Source organism: Streptomyces sp. SCSIO 30461 (assembly GCF_037023745.1).
GTDB lineage: Bacteria > Actinomycetota > Actinomycetes > Streptomycetales > Streptomycetaceae > Streptomyces.
The window spans coordinates 3,770,517-3,790,035 of sequence record NZ_CP146101.1 but is presented as its reverse complement, the minus strand read 5'-3'; the positions used below and the strand labels follow the sequence as shown (position 1 = coordinate 3,790,035).

Sequence of the window (19,519 nt, the reverse complement as noted above, 5' to 3'; positions counted from 1 at the left end):
ACTGACAACGGACTCGCGGCCCCTGTAGGAGGCCGTGCGGATAGGGATGCGGTCATGGTCGGTGGTTCGGGCGTTCGTCCCAGCGGTGAGTCGTCCATGCCTGCCGGATCAGACTACGCACGGTGATGATCACGTCGGCGAGGTCGAAGAATGCGTCGATGACGGTGGTGCGCCGCTCGTAGCAGCGGGCGAGCCGGTGGAAGGCGTTCTGCCACGCGTGGGTGCGTTCGACATGCCAACGCTGACTGGCCTGGATGGGCGCCTTCGCGCCCTTGTGCGCGATGCGTCCGTGCAGGCCGCGTTCGCTGAGCAGCGCGCGGGTCTTGTCCGAGTCGTAGCCGGCGTCCAGGTGCACGGTGATGTCGTCGGGTAACGGTCCGAGGTCGTCCAGGCGGTCCAGGGTCGGTGCGAGCAACGGGGAGTCGTGGCGGTTGGCACCGGCCAGGACACGCCCCAGTGGAATGCCGTACCCGTCCGTCATGCCCGAGCGTTTGAGGCCCTGTTTGCCGCGGTCGACCGGTGAACGTCCGGCGGCTTCGCCGCCTCCGGGGGCCTTGGTGATGGAGCCGTCGACCGCGATCTGGTTGAGGACGAGACCAACGATCCGGTCGTAGGAGTCGAGCGCGATCTGCTTGAGCTGGGCGAAGACGCCGAGTCGTATCCACTCGTCGCGACGGCTTCGGATCGTGGTGGCCGAGCATGTTGTGTCGGCGATCGCCTCGTAAGAACAGCCGAAGCGCAGCAGTTGCAGCATCTTGTCGAAGACGATCCGGTCGCTGATGCGTCGACGGTGGCAACCGAGTGGATGGTCCGGGTGGTACTCCGGCCTCTCGGGCAGCAGCGCAGCGAATTGGTCCCAGAGCGGTTCGGTCAGCCATGATGGCAGCGTGGGCACAGGCCCTCCATGTGATCACAGAGCGTAGACAACTCCATGATCACCGGGACCTGTGCCCGTTCTGTTGCCGGTATCCCCAACCGCGCCTATCCGCGCGGTCTCTTACGAGGTGGCGCGACCGGGATGGACGCGTCACCGTGCGGGGGGATTACTTGGCCGCGCCCAGGGTCGACAGCGCTTTGGCCCAGCGGACGTACTTCAGCTCGGCGAGTTCGGCGACCGTGGTGACGCCGAAAGCCTCCTTCAGCAGCTCACCGTCGCGGTCGGACACTCCCTTCAGTGCCGAGACCGGGGCGGCAAGGATCTCGTTCAGGCTCTTGTCCGCCCATGCCTTGTCCAGATCGATCGATGCCACGTGCCCTCCCAGGCTGACGATGTTTCAGGCTGATCGCTTGCCGCCTGCGGGGAACCGGCCTCGGCCGCTACCCGTTGACCGCACGCACGGGTCAGGTGATGCACGGTTGCCGCGTCCCTCCTCTGGCAGGTGTGCGACCACAGGCAGTCGGGCATAACCCGAGCACCCCGTTCAATTTCTACACGACTGTAGAAGCATAGAGCGGGGTGACCCGCCGGGGGTGGCCAAATCGGCCACCCTCGCGAAAAGAGTCCGAAAACATCACAGAAACCCCAGGGTCATCTTGCGCTTTGCCGATCCTTTACTATTGAGGCCGGGAATGCCCGTCCCAGACCACCTCGTGCAGAAGGAGCAGCAGACCCGCAATGGGTGAACCTCCCAGTACCAGCCGTGCCATACCCCACCCGACGTCGAGCCTGGAATCGGGGGTGGCACGGTGACCGAGTTCCTACTGCTCCTGCTCGCCTTGACCCTCACGCTGGCGTGCGCGGTGTTCGTCGCGGCCGAGTTTTCTCTGACCACCGTCGAGCGCGGTGAACTGGAACGCGCCGCCGAAGCCGGGGAACGAGGCGCCGACAGCGCCCTCAAGGCCGCCAGGCGTCTCACCTTCCAGCTCTCCGGCGCACAGCTCGGGATCACGGTGACCTCGCTGGTCATCGGCATGCTTGCCGAACCCTCCCTCGCCGCCCTGCTGCGCGGCCCCCTGGAAGCGCTCGGGCTGGGAACTGCCGCGTCCTCGGTGGCGACCGTCCTGGGCGTCGCGATCTCCACGGTGGTGCTGATGGTGGTCGGTGAGCTCGTACCGAAGAACTGGGCGATCTCCCGCCCCTTGGCGGTGGCCAAGACAGTCGCGGCCCCGCAGCGCGGCTTCACCGCGCTCTTCGCGCCGTTCATCCGGCACCTGAACAGCACCGCCAACCGGTTCGTGCGGCGCTTCGGACTGGAGCCCACCGAGGAACTCGCCCACGCCCGCACCCCCGAGGAGCTCGTGGCCCTGGCCCGGCATTCGGCCGCACAGGGGGCCATCGAGGCGGACCAGGCGGAACTGTTCGTGCGCACGCTGCACCTGAGTGAGCTGACCACCGAGAACGTCATGACCCCCCGGGTGGACATGCAAGCCCTCGAAGCCCACGCCACCGCAGCCGATGCCGCGAACCTCACCCTCGCCACCGGCCTGTCCCGGTTCCCCGTCTACCGCGACAGCCTGGACGAGGTCATCGGCACCCTCCACATCCGCGACGTCCTCGCACTAGACGAGGACAAACGCGCGCTCACCCCGGTCACGGACCTGACCACGCCACCGCTGCTGGTCCCCGACACCCTGCCCGTCGACACCCTCCTCGGCCGACTGCGGGTCGCACGCACCATGGCCGTGGTCATCGACGAATACGGCGGAACCGCCGGCGTCGCCACCGTCGAGGACATCGTCGAAGAAGTCGTCGGCGAGGTCCGCGACGAACACGACCCCCACGAAGCCCCCGATCTGCTGCCCGGCCCCGCAACCGACGACGGCCGCCCCGTATGGGAAGCCGACGGCGGCATCCGTACCGACCAACTCGCCACCATCGGCCTCACCGCCCCGGACGGCCCCTACGAAACCCTGGCCGGCCTCATCGCCACCCGCCTCGAACGCATCCCCGAAGCGGGAGACACCGTACACCTCGACGGATGGGACATCACCGTCCTCGACGTCCACCACCACCGCGCCGACCGCCTCAACCTCACCGCCCCCGCCATGCAGGACGACCAGGCACAGGAGACCGTGCGATGACCACCGTGCAACTCCTCATCGGCGCCTTCACCCTGATCACCAACGCGTTCTTCGTCGGCGCGGAATTCGCCCTGATCTCCGTGCGCCGCAGCCAGATCGAACCCCGCGCCCAGGCAGGCGACAGACGCGCGAAAATGACCCTGTGGGGCCTTCAGCACCTCTCGGCCGTGATGGCCACCGCCCAGCTCGGCATCACCGTCTCCTCCCTCGTGCTCGGCGCCGTCGCCGAACCCGCCATGGCCCACCTGCTGGAACCCGTCTTCGAGGCCGTCCACGTACCCCAGGCCCTGATCCACCCGATCGCCTTCATCATCGCCCTGGCCCTGGCCACCTACCTTCACATGCTGTTCGGCGAGATGGTCCCCAAGAACATCGCCCTCGCCGCACCGCAACCGGCCGCGCTACTCCTCGGCCCACCGCTGGTCGCCCTCGCCCGCGCCGTGCGCCCTGTCGTCTTCGGCATCAACTCCTTCGCCAACACCCTCCTGCGGCTACTCAAAGTCGAGCCCAAAGACGAGGTCGAATCCGTGTTCACGGACGACGAACTCGCCCGCTTGGTCGCCGACTCCAGCCAAGCCGGACTCCTCGACCCAGCCGACGGCGAACGTCTCCGCGACGCCTTGGAACTCGGCACCCGCCCGGTCGGCGAAATCCTCGTACCACTGAGCCGCATGGTCACCGTCAATGACGCAGTCACCCCCGCCCAACTCGAACGCGCCGCCACCAGCGCCGGCTACTCCCGCCTCCCAGTCCTCGGCCTCGATAGCAGCGTGCTGGGCTACCTGCACATCAAGGACGCCCTCGGCATTCCCGAACGCCACCAGCCCTTCCCCCCGTCCGCATTGCACACCGTGACGCGGGTAGAGATCGACACCCCGCTCGATGACACCCTCACCGCGATGCGCACCGACGGCACCCACCTCGCCGCCATCACCGGCGACAAAGGCACCGTTCTCGGGTTTGTCACCATGGAAGACGTCCTGTCCGAACTCGTCGGTCCCACCACCTGACCAACCTCCTCACAGAGTCGAGAACAAGCGCAGGCGAGCGCCACAGGCGGGGCACGGCGAGGCTCTGCCATGTCGCATTTCATGCGCGTTCACCCTTGCCCAAGCTCGTAGCCCACACGAGCCGAACCACCCGCTGTGCGCCCTGGTCACCAGGACCTCACCCACGAGGAGCTCACGGGCCAGCTGATGCTCGCCTCTCCCGCTCCGGCCGACATACCGACGCCCTCGCCGCTTTCCACCACCTCCGGTACGCCCTGCGCGAGGGCCTGGCCACCACCCCGGGTCCGGACGTCCACCGCCTGACCACGGCCATCCTCACCGGCCACCCCCGCCTCGAACCGCCTCCCCCTCACCCTGGACGCGGTCCCCACCTCGTGGCCGCCTGACCGGCCGGGCCCGGCCCCATTCCGGCCTCCCCGGGCCCGCCCTTCACCCATGCGGTGCGCCCGGTCCCCAGGGATCCTCAGGAGCTCCCCAGGAAGGCACGGATCTCCCGGTTGAAGTCGGCGGGGTTTTCCCAGAACGCGAAGTGGCTGCCCCGCGAACGGAGGACCTTCAGGGTCGCTCGGGGAACGGCCGAAGCCACCCACCGCACGGCGGCCGTGGGGATCACGCTGTCGCTCCCCCCGAGGACGAGAGTGGGGAGGGTGATCCGGGGTAGGACGTCGCGCCAGTCCTGCATCACGTTGTCCAGCAGCAGCCTGCCGGCGTACTCCCTGGGCAGCAGGAGGTTCTGCCCGACGACCCACCGGCGGTCGGCCGTGCCGGCGGTCGGCGTCCACATGGCCTCCAGGAACTCCGCACTGAGCTTCTCGGCGTCCGAAAGCGGGTCGCGGAGTCCGGCGACGGTGCGGGCGATCTCTTCAAGCCCGTACAGGGCTCCCACCTCCTCGGCGAGCCCCTCCGGCCAGTAGGGCTGGCGGAGCAGCACCGCAGGCTCGTCGAAGAGCACCAGGCGCGCGAGACGGTCACCGCCGAACATCTCCCAGTGGCACCATGTGACCGCGCAGCCCATCGAATGGGCGACACAGGAGACGTCGGTGAGGTCGAGGGCGTGGACGAGCTGGTGCAGGTCCGTCGCCAGACGGGAGATGCGGTAGCCGTGGTCGGGCTTGTCGGACAGGCCGTGACCGCGGTGGTCCACGGCGACCACGTGGTGAGTACGGGAGAAGTCGTCGATCTGGTGCCGCCACTGCGCCGCCGTCTGCGACCACCCCGCGACCAGCAGGAGATCGGGACCGCTGCCCGCCTCAAGGTAGTGCAGCCGCACTCCGTCGTCCGTGGTGACGAATCCACTCCGTGCGCCGTCCGTCGCACTCACCTCCACCCGCTCCACACTGCCCTCTGATAAGGAGTCAGCATGCCCGGGGCAGCCGCCCGTCGGCGGGTTCACTGGGCCGTTCGGCCCAGGCGGGTCGCCCGGCGGCGGCACGAAGCCGGTCCGGACGGACCGTGACGGTGGACCCGGCCCGGTGGAATGCCGTGAATCCGGCGCGGTCCCGGTCGACGTTGCCCTGCGGTGGTCGAAGACAGGCAGCGTTCAGAAGAAGTACCCGGCGATCGTGCGGCTCTGGGAGAACGCCTGGGTCGAGTTCGCGCCCTTCCTCCAGTTCGACGCCGAAATGCGACGGATCGTCTGCACGACGAACGCCATCGAGTCATGAACGCGCGGATCCGAAAGGCCGTCTGGGCCGGCGTCTTCCTGCGGCCGCGGTCCCTTCACTCGGCTCGTATCCAGCGAGTACCAGGAGCTGCTCGCCGCGCCAGGTGGTCGCGTCCCGCGAGGTGGTGCAAGCGATCACACGCTCCGCCCTCCGGTACCTGGCTCGCGACGGCTCGCGACGATCTCCCCCGTCAGCGCATCACGCGAAAGCACCCGGTCAGACGCCGGGAGAGCCCCAGCCGGTCGAAGCGCCCGGCGTGACCTGCGAGTTCCGGTCCGTTGATCGGCTGTACCACCCGGCGGGACGCCATCCGCCAGGTGACCGCGGACACCCGCTGCGCGCGGCGGAGGCGGCCGGGCTCCGTCCCGCCCCAGCGCCCGCAGCCCGCCGGAAAGGCCCGGTCGGCCGTGTGGAGCGGGACTGGCGCGAGCGGTAGGAAGCCGAGAGGTGAGAAGCGATTCCGGTCAGCCGAGCCAGGCCCTCGCGACGCTGAACACCCTGACGTGATGACGCGCGACGGGCCGGGCTCAGCCGATGGAGAAGTCGGCGAACTCGACGTCGCTTAAAACCACGTGCAGGCCGTGGGCCCGGCGGCCCCACTCGCGGAAGTAGACGTACCCCAGCGCACGCGCGAGTATCACCGGCTGCTGCTGCTCACCCGCGCCGGCATCCCGAGCGGCGAACAACTCCCGGGCCACCTCCCCCGGCAGGTCCTGGGTGATCCGCCGTACCCGCGGGTCGTCCGACGATCCAGCTGGAGCCGCGAACCCCAGTCGTGCACGGGTATGGAAGACGAAGCCCTCCGCCTCTGCCTGGGCACGCCGACGGGCCCGTACCCGGGGCTGCCACCGAGCCAGGACCGTTTCCTCGATCGTCCGGACCAGCATCGGACCCGGCGGACGACGTACCTCGGATCTCTTTGTCACCCACGCTGCACAGTGCACTGCGAAACCCCGAGCACCGTGGCCACCTTCCGAGTGGAACCCGGTGCGTCACCAGCGGAAATCGCAGGCGGGCCTCAGTTCTTGAGGGAACGGGCCGGGTGCGCAACGCGCGCTCCAGCCCCTGCTCGATCTACCCCACGTCCGCCTCTCCAAGCGGCCGCTACGGCACTGATCACCGGATGCGCCTGGCGGTGGTCCACCGAGTTCGCCGCCACCGAAGGCCGCGCCCTGCTCGGTGTCGGACAGGCTCGCGGCCGCACGGACAACACAGTGCGCCGAACACCCCTTTTCGGCCGTGCTCTCCCATGCGTCGAGTCTGCCTTGCCCGGCTGCAGGGCTGCTGCGAAATCCGGTTCAACACACGACCGGTGGAGATGCTGGCACTTCACAGCCGTCCCATAAACAGTGACATATACCGACAATTCATCCTCCAGCGGGGGCGTCCGCCCTTGATGCAACATCACTTGCGGTCGCACGTTACCTGATTGAAACCTCTTGCTACCTAGCGGTAACAAAACAGTTCGTGCCACATTCACGCCCATCACCGGCCGGTGCACCCCCCCTTCTTCCCCGCCAAAGCAGGAGCTCCCACGCTCCCGCCTGGCCCAGTCCCCGGAGAGATCCCCTATGAGACGCTCCGCCCGCACCGCCACCCTCGTCGCCGCCCTGGTGGTGGCACCGCTGGTCACCACACCGCAGGCGCACGCCGCAACCCGCAACCCCGTCCTCTTCGTCCACGGCCTGAGTAGTTCGGCCAGCACCTGGAAGACCTGGGTCGGCAAGTTCAAGGCCGACGGCTACACGGACTCCGAGCTGTTCACGTGGTCCTACGACTGGAAGCAGTCCAATCTGACGACCGCCTCGCAGCTCAGTAGGAAGGTGGACGAGATACGCGCCACGACCGGCGCCACGAAGATCGACATCGTTGCCCACTCCATGGGCGCCCTCAACTCCCGCTGGTACGTGAAGTACGGCGGCGGCACCTCCAACGTGGACGACTTCGTGTCTGTGGCCGGTGTGAACCACGGCACCGACATGTCGCTGTTCTGCTCCTTCTACACCTCCTGTCGGGAGATGGTCGCCGGCAGCACCTTCCTCAAGACCCTCAACTCCGGCGACGAAACACCCGGCAGCGTCAACTACGCCACCCTCTGGTCGACCTGCGACGCCATGATCAATCCGGATGAGTCGGCGAAACTGGACGGTGCGACCAACACGTCCGTGGGCTGCAAGACGCACAACGCGATGAACGAGAACTCCGACAACTACGCCAAGGTCCGGGACTTCATCGCCTGACGGTCCGCCTCGTGCACGGCCTCGCCGACGGGCCGTGCACGGCGAACCCCGCAGGGACGGGCACTGGCGCAGTGCTCGCGGTTGACCGGCGCCCCGTTCGCGACCAGGGGGCTGTCTGCCGGTGGGCCGGGCGCGGTCCGGGCGGAGGGCGGATGCTGGAGTGTGCGCTGAGGGGTGGTGGCCCCGGTGCCCCTGGCCCCGAGAGGGGGCGGTGGGTGCCGGGGCCGCAGGGGAGGGACTACGGGTTACGTCTGGCGGGGACCGGGCCGGTTGCCGTGCCCCGGCCGGTCGTGCCCGGGTTTGCCGTTGTGCGGAGGCTTGGGCTGCGGTTTGGGTTTGTCGTTGGTGGTGGTGCTGGTGGCGGTGGTACCGCCACCGGCGATGGTGGCAGTGTTGGTGACCTGCTTCGGCACGCTGTTGGCGATCTGGACGGTGAGGGTGAGCGGCGGATAGCTCGCGCCGGGGGCGAGGACGTCGCTGCGGGTGCAGGACAGCGGGGTCAGCCTGCAGGTCCAGCCGGTGCCGGAGAGGCTGATCGGGGGCAGTCCGGCCGGGAGGGTGTCGGTCAGGGTGGCCGTGGAACCGCCGGTCGGCCCGTCGCCGGTGTTGGCGACGTAGGCGTAGGTGCGCCAGCGACCAAGGCGACCAGAGCCACGCACCGATCCACAGAGCTTTCCTCATGCAGGACTCAGGAACAGCCTCTCAGCCAGTTAGTGAACCTCTGGCCTCGAGTAGGGCATCGTGCAGGGTCACTCACCTGGGCATTCGTGGGACAGGCGGACGGCCTTCGCATGAGCATGCGTTCCATCACGCAACCGCACTCGTACGAAGGCCGTAGGGATGAGTCGCGGGAACAGTCGCGGCGCACGCGTTCCGGATCTGGTCGCGCCCTGGGCGATAGCGGACGGACGACAGCACCACCGCACCCCTCGAAGGCCCTCCCACCGGGCGGACACAGCCGCCTTCGAGTGCGGGACCAGCATCGGAAGCCCCACTGAAGCCGCCCACACACTCCACCCGTCGCGCAGCGCTGCCAAGGGCCTGAAACCGCCTGTCCGAGGCAGACCAGCCGACGGCCACTTCTCCGGACAGCACGGAGGCGGACGACACCGAGATCCACTCGGGCCACGAGAGACCGGAGCCTGCACTCCGCCGTGCCGCCACAGCCGGTGCCACCGATGAGCCGGTTTCCGACTCACACGCAGCCGCCGCGCCTGATCCGGAGGCGGCACCCTCAGAGTTTGGCCACCCCTTCGAAAAGCACGAGGACGCCGATGGCGGCGATCACCCCAGCCATGACCCCGGCGGCATGCTGCTCCAACCACTGTCTGAGCCTGCTCAGGGGGGCGAGGGTCCGGTCGCCCAATAGCATGTGGAGCACCACGGGCAGGGCAACAGTACCGGCGGCGCAAACGGTGAACACCGCGAAGGCCAGCACGGCCTTCGCGGTCGAAGGCTCCGTCGATCCGACGGCGAGGCCGGTGGCGGCGGACAAAATCAGGATCTTCGGATTGGCCAACGACAGCAGTAGTCCGAGCCTGAACGCCTTCGACGGGCTCGCATCGGCGAGCAGCCGCATCCATCCCGGTGCCGCCCTGCCGTGTCTGGTCAGCCATTGTCTGATCCCGAAGAGGATCAGGAGAGCCCCCAGCACCACCCTGGCCCAGGCGACCCAGGCGGGTCCCTCCGCCGGACGCTGGACGACGGAAGCCAGCGCGGCGCAGGAAACCGCCGGCACGACGATCCCGATGACCCATCCGGCCAGGAACGCACCGCCGGTGGCACGGGGGCGGGGGGTGAACTGCATGAAGAGGGCGGGGATGAGAGTGAACGGCGACAGGGCGATCACCATCGCGAAGACCACAACCTCACCGATCGCCACAGGCACCGCCTTCTGCCGCCTTCGTCGAATGTGCGTGCACGAACAGCAACCTCGTCTCGCCCGAGTTCGTCGGTGCCCGCGGCGGGGGCACCGGGCGATCTCCCGAGAATGCCACACGACACGGCAGATTCCACGGCATGGAGCGACGTCGGTCGCCCCCAGCCCAGGTCGCGTAGTGGGCGGGCCGCAGGCCACGAGGACCTCGGCGACCAACGCCCCGATGCCGTCCCACCGTCCCACGCCGACAGCAGGGTGGAAGTCCTGTGGCCGGTGCTGCGTGATAGGAGGCTGTTCACTTCGATCCCGCTGATCACGCAGGTGGCTTGACAGATGGGGATTCCCCCGGCTCTGGACCTGAAGGCCTATTCGGTACGCAGGGCTGTGGCGGCGGTCCGGGTCCTGGCGGCCCACCCCGCGGGCAGCAGGGCGGCTGTGGGCAGGCCGCCGAGTACGAGGAAGAGCAGTTCGGCTCCGTGGTAGACGGCAATGACGGAGTCGGGAAGGCTGAGCCCCGCGCTGTCGCCCATCGCGGGGATGACCCCAGCCGTACAGGGTGGGCCATGCCGAGCGGCACCCCCAGCGAACCGGCTGCGAGTCCGGTGAGCACGACCGAGGTGAGGACCATGGAGACGGTCTGACGGGGTGTCACTCCGAGCGCCTCGTGCACGCCGATCTCCCGGGTGCGCTCGCGGGTGTCGAGCAGCACGCCGTTGAGTACGCCGAGCGCGGCGACGACGAGCATCGGTGTGAGGGTCGCGGACAGTGCGTCGAGCATGGCGACCACATCACTGCCGTCGTCGAGCCCCCGGTCCGGGCGATACTCCCGAGTGCTGCCAACTCCTTCTCAGCGCGTCGACGCAATCGGTCACATCGGTGCACGGAGTGACGCGATGTGGTGACTCGTCTCCGTCAGATCGGGATGTGCGGGCTGTGAGAGTCGACGTGTCGGGAAGACCCGCCTGACTTGCTCATGCCGCAGGTCACGCTCACGCGGGCAGGCACAGGAACTGTATGGCCCCGCGGAGCGTGGTGTTCAGCTTCCGTTGGGTTGCCCGGCTGTCGAGGCGCACGTCGATGGCGCCTGGCAGCGTGCTGTGGGCGCGCAGGCCTCCGGGCAGCCGAGAGGTGTCCAGGCCGTCCCGCCTGGCGATGAGGACGCCGAGCTCATGACGGCTCAGGGCGTCGGTCCCTGCGAGATGGTGCATACCTGATGCGTCGCACTTCGCCAGCTCCAGAAGGGCGGCGGCCAGGTCGGCGACATGCACCGGGCAGCGGATGTCGTCGGTGAAGAGGGCTCCGTCGCGGGTGCCGGCGACGAGTTCGTGCACGAGGCGCTCGTGTACGGAACCGCCATCGCCGATGATCAGCGAGGTGCGGGCGACCACGGCCTCCGGGTACACGGCCAGGACTCCGGTCTCCGCAGCCGCCTTCGCTGCCCCGTACGGGGTGGTCGGGTCAGGCAGGCAGGCCTCGTCGTAGTGGACTCGGGCACCGGAGAAGACCGCATCGCTGGACACATGGAGCAGGCGGCTTCCGTACTTCGCGGCAGCCATCGCCAGCCGGACGGGTCCCTCCGCCGTCACCCCCCAGTCGGTCCTGCCACTCGACGCGTTGACGACGAAGCGCGGGCGTACGTCGGCCATGAGAGCGTCCAGGCGTCCAACGTCCCGCAGATCGAGGGGGTACCACGTGGCCTGCGCGGCATCGCCGCGCCTGGTCGCGTACGTCGCAGCCGTGGTGTGCCCCGCGACTCGCGCCTGTCGGACCAGCTCGGCTCCCAGGAAGCCGCTGCCGCCGACAATCAAAGCAGTCATGTGCGCAACGGTAGACCGGCCCGGTCGGCATCGGCGGAGGCCCGATTTCGCCATCGACAGACGCCGTTGGCGCGCACAGCACGCCAAGAGTGCTGGAACCGGCGCTGCAGTCGACGCAGCCACGCGATGTGCGCCTCCCCGGTGTGTGCCCGTCGGCCGTCGCCCGGGCTCACCAGCGGATTGCGTGGCCCTACGGTCCTTGGCCGTCCTCGTACCGTGCACGCACGCGCGATGCCGGCTGGGCGCCTTCCAGGCCCAGCTGCCCATAGCGCGTCACCACGACGGGATCCCAGAAGATCCAACCCACCGCGGTCTGCACGGACCGCGCGTTCCGTCGACTGACCTCGCACCACTCGCCTCCGGTCTCCTGACCGAAGCACGGTTCACCACTCATGGCTACACGCCTCCCGGCACGTGCCTCGCCGACTCGCCGAGTGCGAACAGGTCATCGCAAGACGCCCGACACCGCATCATGCGGCTTCGCAACGGCGGCGTCCAGGCCGCATGGACGCCGGACGACGCATCATCGACTTTGTGCATCGGCGGGTCTCCGATGGTGGGTGCTCGTCGAGCGCCACGCTCGACGAGCACCCACCGACACCCCGCCCGTCGACTGGCTCGCGGTCTGCCATTGGCGACGCCTGCGCTCCCAGCACCCTGATCGGGGACGGCAGCACGTGGACCGGGCATGTCGACCTCGGCACCGGCCGCTGCGGGAACTGTAGGACTGAGCATCGAAAGCCGCTGTGGTGTGAGTCGGGCTGCCCGAGAGCGCGCGCCTGCCGGGGGTCGCGGACGGACCGGGGATGAGCGCGGCCCCTGCTCCGCCAGGAGGAACTCAGGGACTGACCCCGACGATTCCCAGGGTTCGGATCGCACTGCAGAGCGATGCTTCATCCCATCGCTTCGGGCGAGTATCGAGACATCGGGAGCACAGAGGAGTGACTCCCACGAAGGACTCGCGAAGGAGCCCACCATGGCCGCACTTGCCCGCCCCCGTGACGGAAAGATGATCGGCGGAGTGTGCGCGGCACTCGCGCGGCGCTTCGGCACCTCCGCGACCACCATGCGGGTGATCTTCCTGGTGTCGTGCCTGCTGCCGGGCCCACAGGTCCTGCTGTACCTGGCTCTGTGGCTGCTGCTGCCGACAGACAAGAGCGCATCGACCACCTGGTGATCCGGCCCGAGCGGTTGCGCTCACGGCCCGCGAACACGGCTGTTGTTCACGGGCCGCGGGCAGATGCGGGGGCATGCGGCCGCGGGGCTCGTTCGCCTGCGGTCATCCATCGACTTCCGCGGCCGGGTGCGTCGTACTAGCCGGCGAGCTGGGCGTTGCTCCGCGGCGAAGGTGCTGACGCGGGTGTAGAGACCGGGGAGGCCCGGCTTGCCACAGCCGATGCCCCAGAAAGTGACGCCTGCGAGGACTCCGTCGACAACCAGCGGTGTGCCGCTGTCGAATTCGCAGGTGCCGACGCCTCCGCGGGTGAGATCGCCCGCGCACGCGTACTGCTGGGGATCGTACGCATCACCGTACGAGTCGGCTGTGGCGCAGGAGGAGTCAGCCGCCACGGGAACGGTCGCGGTGCGCAGCGCCCCACCGTCCAGGGCGCCGGATGAGGTGGTACCCCAGCCGAGGGCGTTTCAGGGCGTGGGTACACCGGCACCGGGCGGTCGGCCGCTCCCCCATGGACGCTTCGGGGCAGTCGTCGACCCGCGGTTCCTGCAGTGCGAATGCCGTGCATCTGCCACAAGCCCCGCAGCTGCGAGCAAAATTCGTGCCTTACCCCAGCGTCGGCGGCTCGACCGGCTCCAGAATCCGGTCGAGGTGGTACCGGAGCACCGCGATGGCGGACTCCGGGCCGCGCTGGCCCACAAGGATGCTGGTGCCCATGGTCGCCGCCATCGCAAGCAGGCTGATCGCCTCCGTGCGCACGTCGACACCGGGATCGGCGAGGCCCGCCGCCTGGGCCTGTCGGAGCAGGCCGGTCAGGGCGTTCTCGGCAGCGTCGGGGTTGTCGATGAAGGGCTGGGCGGCAAGCGCCTCGTCGGTCACGGACAGGATCGAGTAGGAGCTGTAGAGGAGATGGAAGGTGCGACTCTCCTCATCGGTGGGGAGCGAGGCCAGCAGCAGCGCCTCGATGGCCGCGCGGGGGCCCGGGTCGGTACCGGCCGCGCCCAGCCGAGCACCCACCCGCGCGGTGAAGTGCTCGGTCAGGTGCTGGAGCCCGTAGAAGAGCAGCTTTTCCTTGGTCTCGAAGTAGTACTGCACAAGCCGCAGGGACACACCGGCCTCTGCGGCGACATCGCGCATGCCGACGGCGTGCAGCCCTCGGCGCCCCGCGACCCGGATGAGCGCCTCGGCGATCTGGGCACGCCGTTCCTCGTGGTTCACGCGCTTTGGCATGTGCCGGTGTCTCCGCCCGTCGTGTTGGGGTCGCGTCCGGCTGGCCCCGGACTCCTTCATGGTACCGCCGTATCATTTTCATGATACATTCGTATCATGAAGAACGAATCCCTCTGGAGGTGCCCCGTGCCCGAGAACACCACTCGTGTGCGCCGCGATGTCGGCCGTTATGTGAGCGACAGGCTGCGCGACCGCTACTTCGCCGCATGCGACGCCGTCTACGCGATGGGCGCGCCCGCACGCTCCGAGAGGGACGTCGAGACCAGCTTCGGCACCACGCACGTGTACCGGTACGGCCCCGCCGACCCGGCCGCCGAGTCCCGGACACCGGTGGTCCTGATCCACGGGGCGGGCTCCTGCTCGGCGATGTGGTACCCCCAACACCCCCGCGCTCAGCGCCGAACGCCCCGTCTACGCGCTCGACACCCCAGGCGACGCCGGGCGCAGCGTGCACCGCGAGCCCATGTGGCAGCCGGAGCGCGCCGCCCAGTGGCTCGACGAGGCACTCGACGCACTGGGCCTCGAACGGGTCCACCTGGTCGGCTCCTCGTACGGCGGCTGGCTGGTGCTCAACATGAGTCACCGCCGGCCCGAGCGGCTCGCGTCGGTCACCGCCCTCGACCCCGGCGGTCTGGAGAAGGTCGGCCTGCGCTTCTTCACATGGATCTTCGTCAGCCTCTTCGCCAGCTTCGCCCCCAGGGCACTGCGCCCGCGCCTCGCCTCCTGGCTGGAGCAACCGGTCATCGCAGTCCCCGAGTTGCGGACGTGGATCCAGGCGGGCGCGCGCGCCTTCCGGATTCGCCGCCCCGCGCCGCTGCCGCTGAGCGAGGACGCACTGCGCTCCATTCGGACCCCGCTCTACCTCATCATGGGCAAGCGCAGCCTGCTGCTGCACCCGCAGCGGCAACTGGAACGAGCACCGAGGCTGATCCCGGGAGCACGCGCCGAGATCATCGCGGCGACGGGCCACGGCCCGCAGATCGACCACCCCGACGTCGTCAACGCCCGGATTCTGAGCTTCATGGAGGACGTCGACTCCCTCGACCCGGCCGAAGGGGGAGGCGGTGTCGACGCGTAGGACCTGTGGCCGGGAGGGTTCCAGGACCTGACCGTCGGCACGCTCGCCCTCCCCGGGCCAGGTTGCATTGCGACACCGACGACCGGTGAACGCGGTCGCCAGGGCCTGACGCAGGCAGCAAATGCCGCAGCAGGCCGAGCGGGAGACTCGCTCGCTCGCGGCCCACCGCCCGGGCCGGACGCTCGACCGACGTTCCGCGACCGGCTGCGTGCCCGTCCGTCCCCTGTCCGCGGCACGGCACGACACCACGCTTCCGGACGGTACGTCAGGGGCGGGCCGGAACCGAGGCCACGATGCGCGCTCGATCGCCCGAGCCTTGGCCTCGGCCACCGCGGGGTCCGGCGTCGTGAGGCCGTAGGTGGGGCTGATGCCGTTGGCCCCGACGTAGGCCAAGTCGATGACGAAGCCCGAAAGCATCCGAGTCGCCCAGTGGTCCACCGTGGCGGCGGTGCCACTGCGGACACGGCCGCCCGGGGCGAAGACCTGCACTCGCCGGTTGCAGCGGCGCAGGCGGCGCGGTGGGCTCCGCCGGGCAAGGTGTCCGACGAGATCAACCCCGCCGTCGCCGGCCGCCAGTCCGTCACCGACGCGCTGAAGAAGGCCCAGAGCCTGGCTGAGAAGGTCGCCGAGGAGCAGCGTTGAACCCGTCCCTGGGCATCCGGTCACCCGCCCGACCCCCCGCGCAACGGAACCGCCGCGGGCCCTGCCCGCCCTGTGGATGCTGCTGGCCTCGCTGCACTCCGAGCCGGACGCCGCCACCAATCCCCCGTCGCTCACCGCGCCACTCACCCTGGACGGCTACCACACCTTCTTCGGCACCGGCGGCGGCGCCGGCCCCTGGCCTCCGCTCATCAACTCGATAACCGCAGCAGTGACTTCGACCATCCTGGTCCTCGTACTCGCCCTGCCGGTGGCGTACGCGCTGTCCATCCATCATCGAGGCCGCCCAGGTCGACGGGGCCCGACTGCCGACCGTCCTCACGCGCATCATCGCCCCGGCGCCCAAGGTGACCGGCCCCGGTATCGCCGCCACCGCGCTGATCTGCTTCATCTTCAGCTGGAACGAGATGCTCTTCGCACGGGTCCTCACCGGCGTCACCGCCCAGACCGCACCCGTCTTCCTCACAGGATTCGTGACCAGCCAGGGCTTGTTCCTCGCCCAAATGTGCGCGGCCTCGGTCGTCGTGTCCCTGCCTGTGCTCGTAGCCGGCTTCGCTGCCCAGCACAAACTCGTCCAGGGCCTGTCCCTTGGAGCGGGCAAGTGAAGGCTGCGCTCATCGAGGCGCCCGGCAGAGTGGTCCTCGCCACCGTGCCCGATCCGGCGCCCGGCCCGCGCGAGGTGGTCGTCGGTGTCGCCGCCACCGGCCTGTGCGGCACCGATCTGCACATCCTCCAGGGCGGGTTCGCACCCGCCCTGCCCGTCACCCCCGGCCATGAGTTCGCCGGCGAGATCGTCGCCGTCGGCCGCGAGGTCATCGGACTCGCCGTCGACGACCGGGTTGCGGTCGACCCGTCCCCGCGCTGCCACGAGTGCCGCTCCGGCCGCGGCAACCTCTGCGAGCGTCGGCAGGCCATCGGCGTCACCGCGCCCGCAGGCGCGGCCGAGTTCGCCGTCGCCCCCGCGGCCAGCTGCCTACGGCTGCCGGAGCACGTCGATGTGGCGGACGCGGTCCTCATCGAACCGCTGTCCTGCGCGATCCGCGGCTACGACGTGCTCAGTGACAGCACCCTGGGCGCCGAGGTGCTCATCTACGGCTCCGGAACCATGGGGCTGATGATGCTGGAACTGGCCAAGCCCACCGGTGCAGCCTCCGTCGACGTGCTCGACGTCAACCCCTCGCGTCTGGCCACGGCCGCCGAACTCGGCTGCAGCCGCAGCGCGGCCCGCGCCGACGATCTCGACAAGCCGGACGGCTGGGACTTCGTGATCGACGCCACCGGCAACTCCCAGGCACCAACCGCTACGAGTTCTACCACCAGCGCACCGCCACCTTCCAGGCCAATCCGGTCATCTACGACCTCGACCGCTTCTGCGCGGTGTACGCCGGCGGCCCGGCCGCCGTGGTCGACCGCGCCGCGGCCTCGATCCTGGCCACCGCACGCGCCGCAGCGGCCCAATCCGCACTCGCGGTTGACCCTACTGTCCGGCAGGTGCGAGGCGCCGACCACGCCCGCTCCCTCAACCTGCTCCGACAACTGTGCGAGCTCGCGCACATCGTGAAGACCAGCGATGAGGACGCCGTCCAGTTCTGACCCCACCACGCTCCCGAAGTGGCCTGCCGCAAGCTCGCCGCCGAAGGCCGCCTGATCGTCCTGATCCGGGGAGCCCTGGGCAGCAGTGTGTTCCTGCCGCTCGAGGAGGGGGTGTCGGTACCGGCCGTGAGTGCCGAGGTCGTCAACACCATCGGCGCCGGCGATGCCTTCGTGGCCGCGATCCTGGCCCGCCTGTCCCGGGAGGGCGTGCTACGACGCCGGGCGCCCGCCGAGATCACCTCGCGGCAGGCACGCGCCATGCTGAACCAGGGGGCCCTGATGGCCGCCCGCGTCTGCGGACAGCCGGGCGCCGATCTCCCCTGAGCGGCCGGAATCCATCGGCATGACGGCATCGCCCGACGTCATGCGATGCCGTCATGCCGATGTGAACGCCGTCACGCACCCTGAGGTGTCAGCAGCGGACGGCGGTCACCAGTTCGCCGGTCGTCACCATGCGGGCGAAACCGCCACCGTGCAGCGAGACGGCACTCGCCCGGGCCAGTTCGCCTGCTGTCAGGTGCCAGCCGTTCGGCCCGGTCAGATCGAAGGTGTGGGTGGCGTCGAGGGCGACCAGCATGTCGTAGCCGAGGTTGCCGCCCATGCGAGCGGTGGTCTCCACACACATGTTGGTCTGGATGCCGGCCAGCACGACCTGGGATACGCCGGCCGCCTTGAACCAGGCGTCAAGGTCGGGAGTGCCGTAGAACGCCGAGTTCACGGACTTGGTGACCAGCAGCTCCGGCCCTCGGCCCTTGCCGCGCCTCCCTTCGACGTACTCCTTGAAATCGTTGCCCTCGCAGCCGATCCGCAGCGGCGAGCCGGGCTCGTCCGAGTCGTGCCGTACGAAGACGACCGGCCGATCCGACTCCTGCCAGGCCTCGATCAGCGAGGCGATGTTCCCGTCCGCTGCCGGGTTGTCGCGTGCTCCCCAGAATTCCGCATCGTCGAAGCCCTTCTGCACGTCCACCACCACCAGCGCGGCGTTCTGTGTGATCTCCATGCCCACGATCCTGCTGCCCCGTGGCGCCCGCTCACAGAGGGCGGGAGGACAGCGATCGATGGTTTACTGCCAGAATGACCCGACCGGTACCAGCTCACCGCATCGCGCTGCTCGCCTTCCCCGGTATCCGCGCCTTCGACGTCTCGGTGATCACCGAAGTGTGGGGGGCGGACCGCACCGGCCAGGGGCTTCCCGAGTTCGAATTGCGCCGGGTGGCGGCAGCGATCGAGCCGGTGCCGATGCGCGGCGGGCTCACCCTCGCACCGGACCGCACCCTCGCCTGGCTGCCTCGTGCGGAGCTGATCCTGGTGCCGGGCCTGGACGACCATGTCACCCCGGCACCCGAACCGGTCCTCGCGGCGCTGCGGCGTGCCCATGCACGGGGCACCACCATCGCCGCACTGTGCGGCGGCGCGTTCACACTCGCCCAGGCGGGGCTGCTCGACGGCCGCCGGGCGCTGACCCACTGGGCGCTGGCCGATGTCCTGCGGGAATGCCACCCAAAGGTGCGGGTCGAGCCGGACGCACTGTTCATCGAGGACGGCAATCTGTGGACCTCCGCCGGCACCGCCGCGGGCATCGACCTGTGCCTGCATCTGGTACGCGCCGCGCACGGCGCGGAGGCAGCCGCGACCATCGCCCGCTCCATGGTCACCGCGCCGTTCCGGACCGGCACTCAAGCCCAGTTCGTCGAACTCCCGACCGCTCACACCTCCCACGACGCGGACGCGCTGGCCGAGGTACGCACCTTCGCCTTGACGCATCTCGACGAGCCGCTGACCGTCTCTTCGCTCGCCGCCCGCGCCGGAATGTCCCCGCGCTCCTTCGCCCGGCACTTCACGGCAGCCACCGGTACCACCCCGCTGCGCTGGCTTCTGGACCATCGAATCGCGGCGGCGCAGAAGCTCCTCGAACGCACCGACCTGCCCATGCCCGAGGTCGCCCGACGCTCCGGTTTCGGCAGCGAAGTCACCATGCGCCAGCACTTCGCATCCCGCCTGGCGGTCAGCCCGCGCGCCTACCGCTCCTCGTTCGCCGAGCAACCGCCTCCTGCGCGGCGTCGCTGACCACTGGCCTCCATGGCGGTAAGGCCCCTGCGGTTCAGGACTCCGCGGAACTGTGCGTATTTCAAGTAGTCACCACGACCACACTC

Annotated in this window: 20 protein-coding genes and 6 pseudogenes; 12 read left to right on the top strand and 14 right to left on the bottom strand. The window is 69.3% G+C overall.

Annotation, left to right across the window (positions count from 1 at the left end; genetic code table 11):
* Positions 1 to 52 precede the first annotated feature (52 nt).
* Positions 53 to 895, bottom strand: a complete 843-nt coding sequence (locus tag V1460_RS16620; RefSeq protein WP_338674315.1) for an IS5 family transposase — start codon at positions 893 to 895, stop codon at positions 53 to 55.
* 148 nt (positions 896 to 1,043) lie between these two features.
* Positions 1,044 to 1,250 carry a hypothetical protein gene (locus V1460_RS16615; protein WP_338674485.1) on the bottom strand — a complete coding sequence of 69 codons (207 nt, stop codon included), beginning with the start codon at positions 1,248 to 1,250 and terminating at the stop codon, positions 1,044 to 1,046.
* A gap of 436 nt (positions 1,251 to 1,686) precedes the next feature.
* On the opposite strand from V1460_RS16615, the gene V1460_RS16610 reads away from it, so the two are divergent.
* The 3 genes from V1460_RS16610 (at position 1,687) to V1460_RS36345 (ending at position 4,417) form a co-directional block, all read left to right on the top strand.
* Positions 1,687 to 3,021, top strand: a complete 1,335-nt coding sequence (locus V1460_RS16610) for a hemolysin family protein (protein ID WP_338674484.1) — start codon at positions 1,687 to 1,689, stop codon at positions 3,019 to 3,021.
* The gene (locus V1460_RS16605; protein WP_338674483.1) at positions 3,018 to 4,031 is read left to right on the top strand and encodes a hemolysin family protein; all 1,014 of its coding nucleotides are present in this window, start codon (positions 3,018 to 3,020) and stop codon (positions 4,029 to 4,031) included. The genes V1460_RS16610 and V1460_RS16605 overlap by 4 nt, the downstream gene beginning before the upstream one ends.
* 95 nt (positions 4,032 to 4,126) lie before the next feature.
* Positions 4,127 to 4,417, top strand: coding sequence for a BTAD domain-containing putative transcriptional regulator (locus V1460_RS36345; protein ID WP_407077468.1), 291 nt, complete (start codon positions 4,127 to 4,129; stop codon positions 4,415 to 4,417).
* Between the two features lie 77 nt (positions 4,418 to 4,494).
* Here the strand turns inward: V1460_RS36345 and V1460_RS16600 are convergent, their stop codons facing one another.
* Entirely contained in the window at positions 4,495 to 5,352 is an 858-nt protein-coding gene (locus V1460_RS16600; protein ID WP_338674482.1) for an alpha/beta hydrolase, read from the bottom strand.
* Positions 5,353 to 5,572: 220 nt separating this feature from the next.
* Here V1460_RS16600 and V1460_RS36340 point away from each other — a divergent pair.
* A pseudogene (locus tag V1460_RS36340) lies at positions 5,573 to 5,707 on the top strand (transposase); the annotation flags it as partial.
* 515 nt (positions 5,708 to 6,222) lie between these two features.
* On the opposite strand, the gene tpg reads toward V1460_RS36340, so the two are convergent.
* The gene (gene tpg, locus V1460_RS16590) at positions 6,223 to 6,582 is read right to left on the bottom strand and encodes a telomere-protecting terminal protein Tpg (protein WP_338674480.1); all 360 of its coding nucleotides are present in this window, start codon (positions 6,580 to 6,582) and stop codon (positions 6,223 to 6,225) included.
* Positions 6,583 to 7,266: 684 nt separating this feature from the next.
* Here tpg and V1460_RS16585 point away from each other — a divergent pair.
* A complete protein-coding gene (locus tag V1460_RS16585) occupies positions 7,267 to 7,935 on the top strand; it encodes a triacylglycerol lipase (protein WP_338674479.1) in 669 nt (222 codons plus the stop codon).
* A 245-nt stretch (positions 7,936 to 8,180) separates the two neighbouring features.
* On the opposite strand, the gene V1460_RS16580 is transcribed toward V1460_RS16585, so the two are convergent.
* The 6 genes and pseudogenes from V1460_RS16580 to V1460_RS16555 form a co-directional block, all read right to left on the bottom strand.
* Positions 8,181 to 8,594, bottom strand: a complete 414-nt coding sequence (locus tag V1460_RS16580) for a hypothetical protein (RefSeq protein ID WP_338674478.1) — start codon at positions 8,592 to 8,594, stop codon at positions 8,181 to 8,183.
* Positions 8,595 to 9,169: 575 nt separating this feature from the next.
* Positions 9,170 to 9,817, bottom strand: a complete 648-nt coding sequence (locus V1460_RS16575; protein WP_338674477.1) for a GAP family protein — start codon at positions 9,815 to 9,817, stop codon at positions 9,170 to 9,172.
* A gap of 362 nt (positions 9,818 to 10,179) precedes the next feature.
* Complete coding sequence (locus V1460_RS16570) at positions 10,180 to 10,344, bottom strand: hypothetical protein (protein WP_338678396.1); 165 nt, start codon at positions 10,342 to 10,344, stop codon at positions 10,180 to 10,182.
* Between the two features lie 89 nt (positions 10,345 to 10,433).
* Positions 10,434 to 10,559: pseudogene (locus tag V1460_RS16565) on the bottom strand (FtsX-like permease family protein); the annotation flags it as partial.
* 244 nt (positions 10,560 to 10,803) lie between these two features.
* Positions 10,804 to 11,631, bottom strand: coding sequence for a sugar nucleotide-binding protein (locus V1460_RS16560; protein WP_338674476.1), 828 nt, complete (start codon positions 11,629 to 11,631; stop codon positions 10,804 to 10,806).
* Positions 11,632 to 11,821: 190 nt separating this feature from the next.
* Positions 11,822 to 12,025 carry a hypothetical protein gene (locus V1460_RS16555; RefSeq protein ID WP_338674475.1) on the bottom strand — a complete coding sequence of 68 codons (204 nt, stop codon included), beginning with the start codon at positions 12,023 to 12,025 and terminating at the stop codon, positions 11,822 to 11,824.
* A 582-nt stretch (positions 12,026 to 12,607) separates the two neighbouring features.
* On the opposite strand from V1460_RS16555, the gene V1460_RS16550 reads away from it, so the two are divergent.
* Positions 12,608 to 12,808 (top strand): PspC domain-containing protein, encoded by a 201-nt coding sequence (locus tag V1460_RS16550; RefSeq protein ID WP_338674474.1) that lies wholly within the window; start codon positions 12,608 to 12,610, stop codon positions 12,806 to 12,808.
* Between the two features lie 20 nt (positions 12,809 to 12,828).
* Here V1460_RS16550 and V1460_RS16545 read toward each other — a convergent pair.
* Together V1460_RS16545 and V1460_RS16540 are read right to left on the bottom strand one after the other, a co-directional pair.
* Positions 12,829 to 13,254: pseudogene (locus V1460_RS16545) on the bottom strand (trypsin-like serine protease); the annotation flags it as partial.
* A 157-nt stretch (positions 13,255 to 13,411) separates the two neighbouring features.
* Positions 13,412 to 14,035, bottom strand: a complete 624-nt coding sequence (locus V1460_RS16540; protein ID WP_338674473.1) for a TetR/AcrR family transcriptional regulator — start codon at positions 14,033 to 14,035, stop codon at positions 13,412 to 13,414.
* Positions 14,036 to 14,161: 126 nt separating this feature from the next.
* Between V1460_RS16540 and V1460_RS16535 the strand changes: the two are divergent.
* Positions 14,162 to 15,113, top strand: a pseudogene (locus V1460_RS16535) (alpha/beta fold hydrolase).
* A 354-nt stretch (positions 15,114 to 15,467) separates the two neighbouring features.
* Here V1460_RS16535 and V1460_RS36335 read toward each other — a convergent pair.
* Positions 15,468 to 15,551 (bottom strand): annotated as a pseudogene (locus V1460_RS36335) (transcriptional regulator); the annotation flags it as partial.
* Here V1460_RS36335 and V1460_RS16525 point away from each other — a divergent pair.
* The 4 genes and pseudogenes from V1460_RS16525 (at position 15,543) to V1460_RS16510 (ending at position 17,690) form a co-directional block, all read left to right on the top strand.
* Complete coding sequence (locus tag V1460_RS16525) at positions 15,543 to 15,755, top strand: hypothetical protein (RefSeq protein WP_338678395.1); 213 nt, start codon at positions 15,543 to 15,545, stop codon at positions 15,753 to 15,755. The pseudogene V1460_RS36335 and the gene V1460_RS16525 sit on opposite strands and share 9 nt — an antisense overlap.
* Positions 15,756 to 15,816: 61 nt before the next feature.
* Positions 15,817 to 16,378 (top strand): annotated as a pseudogene (locus V1460_RS16520) (carbohydrate ABC transporter permease); the annotation flags it as partial.
* On the top strand, positions 16,375 to 17,334 hold the full coding sequence (locus tag V1460_RS16515) for an alcohol dehydrogenase catalytic domain-containing protein (RefSeq protein WP_338674472.1): 960 nt from the start codon (positions 16,375 to 16,377) through the stop codon (positions 17,332 to 17,334). The pseudogene V1460_RS16520 and the gene V1460_RS16515, both read left to right, overlap by 4 nt.
* Before the next feature lie 50 nt (positions 17,335 to 17,384).
* Complete coding sequence (locus tag V1460_RS16510; RefSeq protein WP_338674471.1) at positions 17,385 to 17,690, top strand: PfkB family carbohydrate kinase; 306 nt, start codon at positions 17,385 to 17,387, stop codon at positions 17,688 to 17,690.
* Positions 17,691 to 17,778: 88 nt separating this feature from the next.
* Here the strand turns inward: V1460_RS16510 and V1460_RS16505 are convergent, their stop codons facing one another.
* Entirely contained in the window at positions 17,779 to 18,366 is a 588-nt protein-coding gene (locus V1460_RS16505) for a cysteine hydrolase family protein (RefSeq protein ID WP_338674470.1), read from the bottom strand.
* 74 nt (positions 18,367 to 18,440) lie between these two features.
* On the opposite strand from V1460_RS16505, the gene V1460_RS16500 reads away from it, so the two are divergent.
* Positions 18,441 to 19,433 (top strand): helix-turn-helix domain-containing protein, encoded by a 993-nt coding sequence (locus V1460_RS16500; RefSeq protein WP_338674469.1) that lies wholly within the window; start codon positions 18,441 to 18,443, stop codon positions 19,431 to 19,433.
* The last annotated feature ends 86 nt before the right edge of the window (positions 19,434 to 19,519 follow it).